The sequence below is a fragment of the Stackebrandtia sp. genome, from assembly GCF_035643755.1.
Taxonomy (GTDB): Bacteria; Actinomycetota; Actinomycetes; order Mycobacteriales; family Micromonosporaceae; genus Stackebrandtia.
The window spans coordinates 25,524-35,760 of sequence record NZ_DASQPW010000139.1; the positions used below are offsets into that span (position 1 = coordinate 25,524).

Here is a 10,237-nt window from a genome sequence, read left to right on the forward strand (position 1 = left end):
CCTTGCGGACGAGGAATCCGCCGCGGCCTGGCGCGTTGACGATCGTCACGCTCGCTTCTTGAACGTCGCCGACGCCCACAGGTAGCCGACGACGGCGATGCCGACGCACCAGCAGATCGCGGGAATCACGTCGCCCGCGTGCGGGGTGCCGTTGAGCAGCCCGCGCATGGTCTCGATGATCGGCGTGAACGGCTGGTACTCGGCGAACTGCTTGACCCCGGGGCCCATCTTCTCGGCGGGAACGATCGCGCTGCTGAAGAACGGCAACATGACCAGCGGCACCGCGGCCAGCCCCGCCGATTCGGGGGTCTTCGCCGCCAGACCCAGGGCGACGGTCAACCAGCCCGCGGCGATGCTCAGCAGCAGGATCACGCCGATCACGCCGAGCCAGTCGGCGAAGCCCGCGTTCGGGCGGAAGCCCAGGGCGAAGGCGGTGCCGATGATCGCGGCGATGGCGATCAGGTTGGTGACCACGCTGGAGACGACGTGGCCCGTCAGCACCGCGCCGCGCGACACGTCCATGACCTTGAAGCGGTTGATGATGCCCGTGGTCATGTCGGAGTTCACCCCCGTCGCCACGGCACCGAGTCCATAGCAGACGGCCAGCAGGATCATGCCCGGCGTCGCGTAGTCGACGTAGTCGACGCCGACGCTGAAGGCGTCGCCCAGCATGTAGACGAACATCAACAGGACCACGACGGGCATGAGGACCGCGTTGAACACCGAGATCGGGTTGCGGGTGATGTGCTTGACGTTGCGGCGCAACATCACCATCGAATGGGACTTCATTTGGCTTCCACCTCCGTGGTGTGGCCCGTCAGGGCGAGGAAAACGTCATCGAGGTCGGGTGTGCGGACGGAGAACTCCTCGGCGCTCAGCGAGTACTCGCTGAGCCGCTCCAGGAGGGATTGCAGGGATCGGGTGCCGCCGTCGCTGGGGACGCGCAGGGTCACCCCGTCATCATCCACAGTAGAGTCGCTGATGACCTGCGCGGCCGACGCGAGCTCCGCCTCGGTGGCGAACCGCAGCCGCACATGGGTCCCGGGGATCAGGCGCTTCAACTCGGCGGGGGTGCCCTGGGCCACCAGCCGACCCTGGTCCAGTACGGCGATCCGATCGGCCAGCTGGTCGGCCTCGTCGAGATACTGGGTGGTGAGGAAGACGGTGACGCCGCCCGCGACCAGGTCGCGAATGATCGTCCACATGGTACGGCGGCTGCGCGGGTCGAGGCCCGTGGTCGGCTCGTCCAGGAAGATGATCCGCGGATCGCCGACCAGCGTCATCGCCAGGTCGAGCTTGCGCCGCATGCCGCCCGAGTAGGTCGACACGGGCTTGCGCGCCGCCTCCACCAGATCGAAGCGCTCCAGCAATCGATCGACGATCCGAGCGCCCTCCTTTGAGGACACGGGACTGAGGTCCACCATCAGCTGCAGGTTCTCGCGCCCCGTCAACAACTCGTCGACGGCGGCGAACTGACCCGTCACCCCGATCGCGGAGCGCACCGCCTTCGCCTCGGCGGCGACGTCGTGCCCGCCGACCCGAGCCGACCCGCCGTCGGCGGTCATCAACGTGGTCAACACATTGACGGTCGTCGTCTTGCCCGCCCCGTTCGGACCGAGCAGACCGAAAATCGAACCCTCGGCGACGTCGAAGTCGATGCCGTCGAGCACGACCTTGTCGCCAAATGACTTGCGCAGTCCCGAGACCGCTATCGCTGTTGTGTTCATGCGCCAACATTCGCGACCCGCCCTGTCACCCGCCTGACATCGCGCTGACACTGAAACTCACCCGATGACAGGGGTGACGCCTGCGGCCTTCGTTGTCGGTTCCGCTGCCGCGGCGGGGGTGGAATCCCCACGTCGCGGGTGTCACTAGCGCGCCGTGGCCGAGGAGCCAGCCGTGGTTCTGCCTGCGTCGTCGGTTCCGTTGCCGCGGCGGGGGTGGAGGTGGAGAGTCACCCGTTTGCTTGCGTTGTGGTCGCGCGTACGTTGTTGGTTCCGCTGCCGCAGTAGGTGTGGTGGGGGAGGAGCCCCTGCGTCGCGGCAGCCACCAGCGCGCTACGGCCGAGGATCCAGCCATGGTCGGGCTTTCGTCGTTGGATCCGCTGCCATGGCGGGGAGCGAATCCCACGTGTCATTGGCGCCGCCAGAGTGCCGTGGCAGCGGGACCTTTGTGGCTTTGCTTGCGTTGTTGGGTCCGCCGCCGCAGCTGGTGTGGGGATGGTGGGTTACTTCGCTTGCTGGCGTTGGGGTCCCGCGTGCGTTGTCGGTTTCGTCGCCGTGTCTGGCGTGGGCGGGGGGAATCCCACGCGTCGTCAGTGTCGTGGCCGAGGAGCCAGCCGTGGTCGTGGGTGGTGTGGGCGGTGGTGAGTGGCCGCGAGGCGTGGGGTTTCGGCAGGTTGCCGCGGGTGCGGGGCCAGGGGTGATTCCGCTCATCGGGGCGGCGTCGCTCGGTGGGTGGTGGGCGTTGCCTGGTTACCATCGGTCGTCGGATCGATCAGGAAGGTGTGCGATGCGCGCGATCACGGTCAAAACCCCAGGGCCCGCCGAGGCCCTCGAGGTCACCGAGCTGCCCGACCCCAGTCCTGGGCGTGGGGAGTTGACGATCGATGTGGCGTACGCGGGGGTCGGGTTCGTCGACACGATGTTTCGTTCGGGCACCTTCGAGCTGCCGACCCCGTTCACGCCAGGGATCGAGGCCACGGGGTACGTGCGCGCCGTTGGATCCGATGTCGAGGGGTTCGTGCCTGGGCAGCCCGTGGGGGCGCTGCTCAACGATTTTGGGCGCACCATGCGCGCGGGCGGGTACGCCGAGATCGCGGTTGCCCACGCCACCATGGCGACCCGACTTCCCGACGACGCCGATCTGGCGCGGGTGTGTGCCGTGCTCGTCAACGGCGGGACGGCCTGGACGGTCCTGCACGATCTCGCCCGACTCGATGTTCGCGACCGCGTCCTGATCCTGGGCGCCAGCGGGGGGCTCGGGGAGGTGGCCGCCCGCGTCGCCGCGATCCGTCCCGCCCGCAGCGTCATCGGCGTCTTCGGGCGCGCCCTGCCGCGAGCCCGCCCCGACCTGCCATGGACCGACACCGTGTTGGCCGCCGACCTCGATGCCACCATCGCCGATCTCACCGAGGGGCACGGCGTCGACGTCGTCATCGATCCCGTGGGCGGTGCGCTGCGCGAGACCGCGTATGGGCACCTGGCCCCGTTCGGGCGCCAGATCGTGGTCGGCAACGCCAGCGGCGAGGACCGCACGATCTCCGCCGACTCGGCGTGGGCCAACTCCCGCCAGGTGATCGGCTTCAGCCAGGGCGGCACCGCCCACCTGGTTCCCGACCGCGTCCAGTCCGCCCTGTCGGCCATTGTGGACCTCACCCATCGTGGCCTGCTCGGCACCGACGCCCCCGCCGTCGTGCCCCTCGACGAGGCGGCCGAGGTTCACCGCGCCCTCGAGGACCGACGCGCCCCCGTCAAGACGGTGCTTCGCGTCCGTTAGGTCTGGCGACCGCCCGCCGCGCCGCGAAATTTATACTCGAGGGCGGCGAAGGTTGGTGGTATGCGGGAGCGAGCGACTGCGCCGCGATGGTCGGTGGCGTCGGTATCGACGGTGCTGACGGCGATCACGGGGGTCCTGGTTGCCGCGGCGGCGATCAGCGGAAGTCCACTGTGGCTCATTACTGTCGGCTGTGGCGCGGCCACGGCGTTGATCAGCGTCGCGATCTACCTGGTGGTGCGACCCGTGATCGCGCGAAGGGCGTTCGTCGCGCGAGTGCTGTCCAGCCCGTATCTGCGCGAGATGCGGCTGGTGGGCGCCGACACCTGGGGCGTAAAGCTCGACATTGAACAGACCTATCAGGACGTGAGCCTCAGCAGGGAAGTCAACTGGAGCCAGGACACAGTGCACACCTTCGGGTTCGCGGCGAAGGAGGGTGAGCGCCTCAGCCTGGACGCGATCCTGAAGCAGGCCACCGCACGGATCATCGCGATCTGGGGGATTCCAGGCGCGGGAAAGTCCACATTGCTGCGCCACACCACCCTGCGCCTGGCGAGCGAGGCCGAAGGCCATCGGGTGATGCCGCTGCTGATCGTGCTGGCGCACCACTTCGAGGCGATCGTCGCCGACCCTGGCGTGAGTTTGGCTGAGGTCGCCGCGTCGGCGCGCTGGCTGGAGGGCAGCATGGTGAGGCCCTCCGATGTGGAGCGCTGGCTGCGGGGAGGACGATGCTTGGTCATGTTGGACGGTCTGGACGAGGTCCCCGCCGACCACCGCCGCACGGTCGTGGACTGGGCCGAGCGGGCGAGCGGGCGCTACCGCCGCATCACCATGGTCGTCACCTCCCGACCCCACGGTTTCGCCTCGGGCAGCCTGAACAACGCCGACATCCTGTTGGAGGTGCGGGAACTGACCGACGAGCAGATCGCGGCCTTCGTGTCCTCCTGCTACCGCGCCATGGCTTCCGACGGCCGACAGCACATCACCGACCCCGACGGCCAAGCCGAGGAGCTGTTGTCTCGATTGCGCGATCAGCCGAAGCTCCACGAGCTGGCGTCCAACCCGCTGCTTTTGCACCTCATCGTCTACGTCCACCACCACCGCGACGGCGGCCTGCCAACGGATCGCGTCGACCTGTATCGCGACCTCGTGCACCTTTTGGTCCATAAGCGACGGGAGTCCGCGGGCGTGTCTACAACGGCGAGTGCCTTGTCCGCCGCGGAGAAGTTGAGGGTGGTGGAGGAACTGGCGGGGGCCATGATGCTGGTACGACGCACTGAACTGCCCATGTTCGAAGTGGAGCCTCTGTTCGGGAGAATCGTCGATGCGGATGCCGCAACGGTCCTTGATGACCTGCGGGGCAACGGCATCGTGGTACCCGTTGGACGAGGCGCCTGGGCATTCCCGCACTTGACGTTGCAGGAGTACCTGGCCGCGCGGCGAATCGCCCAGTTGAACGACACCTCAAGGCTGATCGAGAACCTCGGTGATCCTTGGTGGCGAGAGACCACATTGTTGTGGGCGTCCGACAACGACCCTAGCGATGTCATTTCCGCGGCTTTGGACCGCAACGATGCCGATGCCTGGGACATCGCTATCGAGTGCACGAAATTGGCCATCAATCGAAATGTCGCGATCGACGCCGCGATGCGACGAGAAGTGAACCGCGTACTCGCGGGCAACTTCCCTGTAGATAGTGAGCGATTCAAGACCGCGGCAGCGTTGGCCGCTCGCCTCGACGCTTCCCGTTCGCCCAACTTGCCGTATAGCTTGGGCGTCACCGATGATTGATACATCGGATGTGGAGTGGATGTCGGCGCCCGCGTTCGCGGTGACCTCACGAGTGCATGACCTGTTCGCCCGCGTCGAACGGCACGAGGGCCGATACCCGAGCCCCGTGGCCCATACACAGGACGGCGCGGTGTTGGGCATGCGGCCGTTGGAGGTGCGGAGATTTGTCGCCTGGTTCAATTCTGTCCTCGATGAAGGCGTCTCCTACCGTCTTCCAACCCCAGAGGAGTTTGCTACCCGCCACTTCAGCGACATCGCCGACACCGCGAAGCACCGCGTTTGGACGGACAAGGTCACGTGCGAAGCACTCGCGGCGTTCGATTCCCTGGGGCCCAACCAATTTCAAGTGTCGACATACGACTTCACAACGACGCTCGTTGACGACCTGGAGGTGTTCGACGGCCTCTTCGACACGGACAGGCGCGCGCTGCGGGACGAACGCCGCCTGCGGGCGATGGTGGAGGCTCCTTTTTTCGATGTCGATGTCCAAGGTGTAGAACGCAACCTCGACACGGTGAGCTCCTTGTATGACCGCGCCCAACGGTGGATTCGATCGCTTCGGTTGTCGGGTTCCAAAACCATAGAGTTCATCGCCGCATTGATTTGCGTCGTCCACCCCCAGCCCCTCACGGTGCCGAGCGATGCACAGGTCACTGGTCACTCGGAGCGGGCTTGGATCGATGAACGTTGGTGGGAACTGATTCCGAACACCCCCAGGTATGAGCAAAACTACAGCCGCCCTCGATCCTCGTATTATCGTTCCAAGCTCCCTATCGACGAGGACATCAGACAGTTCCTCGCGGAAGCCAATGAGCGCATCAGTGATCTGTTCGCCCAAAAGGCGCCGTTCGACCGAGAATCCATTCGCGACATACGAGTGGGCTTGGCCGTCCTCTCTTGGATTGCCGAGACTTACAACAAGGACGCCTGGAGCTGGCGACCCAAAAGCGACGTCACGCTGATCAAGATCCACAAGTTCTGGGAATACATCGCCGAGCTGATCACCATCGAACGCCGCGAAACCCTTGCCACACCGCCCAACGAACTCCTCATCCTCGTCCGCGAATAACCGACGACTCAGAGCTTGGACAGCGCCGCCAGCATCACCGATGACCGATCCAGGAGCTTCTTCTCCGACAGGTCGCTGTCCTCGTGACTGACGCCGACCCAGTAGTCCTCCCCGACCGTCATCGCCGCGGACAGACCCACCTGGCTCGTCGTCGTGTCGGCGCAGTACGACGCCCCCTTCGGGCCGCCTGGCAACGCGTGGAGCTTCTGGGCATCGGGGCTTATGCATGCCTTCTTGGCGAACGACTTCGGCTCCCCATCCATGTCCTCCAACCTGTGATACCACAAGCGAGGGTCGAGCTCGGGTCGCCGCATCTCCACATAGGAGTATCCCGACAGGTTGTAATCGTCACCCTTGTTGTAGACGCCGCAGGTGCGCGTCGACCCGTCCTTGTCGTCGGTCTCCTCGCCGTAGTCGTCCATCGCGACGGGATCGGCATACACCTTGGACGGAACTGCCGCAGCGATCTCCTCGCAACTGGGCAGCGGATCGTCGGCGCTGTCGGGAAAGTCGGGCACCAATGTGTCGGTCACCACCACCCACGCGGTGTCACCGCATTGGTAGGTGGCGACGCCGCCGTCGCGGAAGTCGCCCACGTAGCTGAGGCTGAAGTCCTGCTCGGAACCGTTCGACGTGCCCGACGACCCGCCGTTGACCTTCAACTTGTCGGACGTTATCGCCGAGCGGGTCTGCCGCTCCGCGTCCTTGACGTCCGTGGTGAGCGCGGCGACCACGACCACGTTGTCCACCAGGGATTGGCGGGTCCCGATGCTCGACTCGTTCGGCCCGATCGACGGCGGATTGCCCTTCTTCACGATCGACGCCGACACCTTGGTCACGTCCTGCGGCAACGGAAGCTTCCGATGCGGGACGACCTTGGCAGGCGCCTTGCCGTGCGTCAGCTCGGCGATGCGGTCGCAATCGGCGCTGCCCGACGGCTTCTCCACCGATACCGAACAGCCACCGATGACGGCGACACCCACGGCCAGCGCCGCGAGATAGCCACAGTGGCCTTTGCGGATCGGCATACCAACTCCCAAGATCGGACAAGTGGCGTACACCGTAACGGCAAACGCTGTCACGTTCTTGATCGTCACTGACCGTCGGCGAACCGATGACAGCCCCGTGCGTGCCTCGGCCGTCCGACCGCAGCGCAGGAGAATGTTGCCATCCGGCGTCGTCACCGACATCGCCAAGAAGCTGCTCGACGCGCTGGAAACCGTGCACCGCGCCCACATCGTGCCCCGCGATGCGAAGCCCGCCAACGTGATGATCGCCGACGACGGGACCGTCCTGTTGACGGACTTCGGCATCGCCTACGTCGCGACGAGGACCGCGCGGATAACGCTGCCGAGCTCCGTGATGGGCACCTTCGACGACGTCTCGCCCGAGCAGATGCGCGGCGACGACGCCACGCCCGCCAGCGACCTGTACTCGCTGGGTGCCACGCTTTACCACGCCCTGGAAGGGATCTCGCCGTTCCAGCGCCGCACGATGCCCGAGATCGTTCACGCGGTGTTGAACGACACCGCGGCGACGTGGAGGCCCAGGCCCTGTTCAATCTGGGCGTCATGTACGCCCTGAACAGGCGCCCCGCCGCCAGGACCCGTTTCGACGAAGCGGAATCCATCTTTCGGGAACTCGGCCTCACCACGAAGGCGGACGAATGCCGCGACTTTCGCGAGCGACTGCGGGAAGACGAAAAAGGCCGCTGACCCGTTCTCACGGTCCAGCGGCCTCGTCGCGTCGTATGTACCAAGTGGAGCTGAGGGGATTTGAACCCCTGACCCCCACACTGCCAGTGTGGTGCGCTACCAGCTGCGCTACAGCCCCTCGGGCGACGCGACCGGATCAGTGTACATGCGGATTCGGTGCGGTCGAAACCGGGTTTCGGGTGGGGGCGATCGGGTCGGACGTACGGTGGTCGCGTGTTGGAGCTTGAGCGGGTCGTGCGGGAGCGGTTGGTGTTGCGGACCGTCGGCGGGGGTGTGGATTACCTGGTCGAGGAGCTGCGGGGGCTGGAAGGGGTCGCTGTGGTGCGGCGGCGGGCCGACGGGGTGGTGGTCGATGTGGATGGTGACCTGCGGGGGTTGGCGGGGGTGCGGTATTTCAGTTCGGCGGGGGTGCTGGTGGGTGACGCGCCCGTGGAGGGGCTGGCGCGGTCGGCGGCAGACGGCGTGGTGGCGGCGTTGGGGGCGGCGCCGCGGTTTCGGGTGGGGGAGATTGAGAAGCGGTGGGAGGTGCGGGATGCGTTGGTGGCCAAGGGGTGGCGCAACGAGCCGAGCGACTGGGACGTGAACCTGGTGGCCGACGCCGAGGGGGTGGTGGCCGAGGTCGGGGGGTTGTACTGGACGAAGCGGTTCGGGGAGCTGCGGCGGGCGCCCGCGTCGACCACGCCCGTGATCGCGGCGATCATGGTGCGCTTGGCGAAGATCACACCCGACGACGTGGTGTGCGACCCGATGTGCGGGGCGGGCACGTTGCTGGTGCAGGCGGGGGACATGGCGGACCCGCGGGTGCTGCTGGGTGCCGATCACGATCGGCACTGGGTGGCGCGGGCGCGGGAGAACCTGCGGCGGCGGGGGACGGGCGCGGGCCTGTGGCGCGGCGACGCGGGGGCGTTGCCGCTGGCCGACGGGAGCGTGGATCGGTTGGTGGCGAACCTGCCGTTCGGCAAGCGCGTGGGCTCGCACATCGGCAACCAGCGGCTGTATCCCGCGGTGCTGGGCGAGATCGCGCGGGTGTTGGCGCGCAAGGGAAGGGCCGTCCTGCTCACCGAGGACAAGCGCCTGTTCACCCAGACCGTGCAGCGCACGAGGGGCATTCGGGTGATCAAGGAGGTCGGCTTCGCCACGGGCGGCGCCCACCCGAGCGCGTACGTGGTGACGACGCGCCGCACCCGCTAGGCGTCGAGTTCGGCGATGAGCCTCTGGGGCGCGATGCAGCGGTAGGCGTCGGCGACGATCTCGGAGATCTCTTTCCAGTCAACGGTTTCGATGTCGAGGTAGACCCCGAGCCACCCACGGTGACCCACATACGGCGGCACGAAGAACCGCTCGGGCGACTCGGCGACCAGCGCGGCGGTCTCGCCAGGCGGGGCGGCGCACCAGAAGCCGACGCGGTCGTCGTGGTGGTGCTGGGACGTCATCGCGAACATCTTCTTGTCGCGGACGAACCAGGCGGGCTCCCCGTGGCTGACCCGCTCGGTGGCCTCGGGCATCCCCATGCACCGTTCGCGCAGCAGCGCGATGCGATCTTCGTCCATCCCGCGATTGTGGCGCAACGGTGGGACATCAACGCGGTGGTTGGCCCGCGAGGCCGCGCTCGACCGCCCACAGGGCCGCCTCGGTGCGGGAGGTGGTGCCCGTCTTGCGCAGCAGATTGGAGACGTGGACCGTCACCGTGCGCACCGAGATGCCCAGGGCCTTGGCGACCTGGCGGTTGCTCATGCCCCTGGCCAGGCAGGACAGGACCTCGTGTTCGCGGGCGGTGAGGTCGCCGTTGTCGGGGGTGTCGGGGCGGCCGAACCTGCGTAGGAGGCGGCGCAGGACGGGGTGGGGGGCGGGGTGGGGCGCGTCGGGGTTGTCTTGGGGGCCCAGGCATGCGGCGATGAGGTCGGACGCCGCGTCGGTGTCGCCGTCCTCGAGCAGTTCGGCGGCGCCGCGCAGCGCGGCGGGGAGGGCGGCGGCGGGGTCGGCGAGGGCGAGGGCGTAGCGGGCCCAGGCGGCGGAGGTGGGCGGGACGGACGCGGGGGGCAGCGCCTCGAGGTCGAGGCGGGAGACGGTGTCGTCGGCGTCGAGGTGTTTGAGGAGGCGGGCGGCGGGGGCCGACAGGCCGTCGGAGTCGGAGGGCCGGGACGCGATGAGCAGCAGGGCAACGGGG

Annotated in this window: 11 protein-coding genes and 1 tRNA gene; 6 read left to right on the forward strand and 6 right to left on the reverse strand. The window is 67.3% G+C overall.

What is annotated here, in order from left to right:
• Positions 1–45: 45 nt before the first annotated feature.
• A complete protein-coding gene (locus VE172_RS10830; protein WP_324801086.1) occupies positions 46–789 on the reverse strand; it encodes an ABC transporter permease in 744 nt (247 codons plus the stop codon).
• Complete coding sequence (locus VE172_RS10835; RefSeq protein ID WP_324801089.1) at positions 786–1,727, reverse strand: ATP-binding cassette domain-containing protein; 942 nt, start codon at positions 1,725–1,727, stop codon at positions 786–788. Before VE172_RS10835 ends, VE172_RS10830 begins: the two co-directional genes overlap by 4 nt.
• A 784-nt stretch (positions 1,728–2,511) precedes the next feature.
• Here VE172_RS10835 and VE172_RS10840 point away from each other — a divergent pair.
• The 3 genes from VE172_RS10840 (at position 2,512) to VE172_RS10850 (ending at position 6,355) form a co-directional block, all read left to right on the forward strand.
• Positions 2,512–3,498, forward strand: a complete 987-nt coding sequence (locus tag VE172_RS10840; protein WP_324801092.1) for a quinone oxidoreductase family protein — start codon at positions 2,512–2,514, stop codon at positions 3,496–3,498.
• A 111-nt stretch (positions 3,499–3,609) separates the two neighbouring features.
• Positions 3,610–5,286, forward strand: coding sequence for an NACHT domain-containing protein (locus VE172_RS10845; protein WP_324801094.1), 1,677 nt, complete (start codon positions 3,610–3,612; stop codon positions 5,284–5,286).
• Entirely contained in the window at positions 5,279–6,355 is a 1,077-nt protein-coding gene (locus VE172_RS10850; RefSeq protein ID WP_324801097.1) for a hypothetical protein, read from the forward strand. The genes VE172_RS10845 and VE172_RS10850 overlap by 8 nt, the downstream gene beginning before the upstream one ends.
• Before the next feature lie 8 nt (positions 6,356–6,363).
• On the opposite strand, the gene VE172_RS10855 is transcribed toward VE172_RS10850, so the two are convergent.
• Complete coding sequence (locus VE172_RS10855) at positions 6,364–7,383, reverse strand: hypothetical protein (RefSeq protein WP_324801100.1); 1,020 nt, start codon at positions 7,381–7,383, stop codon at positions 6,364–6,366.
• Between the two features lie 133 nt (positions 7,384–7,516).
• Here VE172_RS10855 and VE172_RS10860 point away from each other — a divergent pair, with 133 nt between their 5' ends.
• Together VE172_RS10860 and VE172_RS10865 are read left to right on the forward strand one after the other, a co-directional pair.
• The gene (locus VE172_RS10860; RefSeq protein ID WP_324801102.1) at positions 7,517–7,939 is read left to right on the forward strand and encodes a serine/threonine-protein kinase; all 423 of its coding nucleotides are present in this window, start codon (positions 7,517–7,519) and stop codon (positions 7,937–7,939) included.
• A complete protein-coding gene (locus VE172_RS10865) occupies positions 7,927–8,070 on the forward strand; it encodes a hypothetical protein (RefSeq protein ID WP_324801104.1) in 144 nt (47 codons plus the stop codon). Before VE172_RS10860 ends, VE172_RS10865 begins: the two co-directional genes overlap by 13 nt.
• A 45-nt stretch (positions 8,071–8,115) precedes the next feature.
• Here the strand turns inward: VE172_RS10865 and VE172_RS10870 are convergent.
• Positions 8,116–8,188, reverse strand: a tRNA-Ala gene (locus tag VE172_RS10870).
• Between the two features lie 95 nt (positions 8,189–8,283).
• Here VE172_RS10870 and VE172_RS10875 point away from each other — a divergent pair.
• Positions 8,284–9,261: a TRM11 family SAM-dependent methyltransferase gene (locus VE172_RS10875; RefSeq protein WP_324801107.1), complete on the forward strand. Its 978-nt coding sequence runs from the start codon at positions 8,284–8,286 to the stop codon at positions 9,259–9,261.
• Here VE172_RS10875 and VE172_RS10880 read toward each other — a convergent pair.
• On the reverse strand, positions 9,258–9,620 hold the full coding sequence (locus VE172_RS10880; RefSeq protein ID WP_324801110.1) for an MmcQ/YjbR family DNA-binding protein: 363 nt from the start codon (positions 9,618–9,620) through the stop codon (positions 9,258–9,260). The genes VE172_RS10875 and VE172_RS10880 overlap by 4 nt on opposite strands.
• Before the next feature lie 28 nt (positions 9,621–9,648).
• Positions 9,649–10,237, reverse strand: a 589-nt coding sequence (locus VE172_RS10885) for a helix-turn-helix transcriptional regulator (protein WP_324801113.1), incomplete at its 5' end; no start/stop codon positions are given.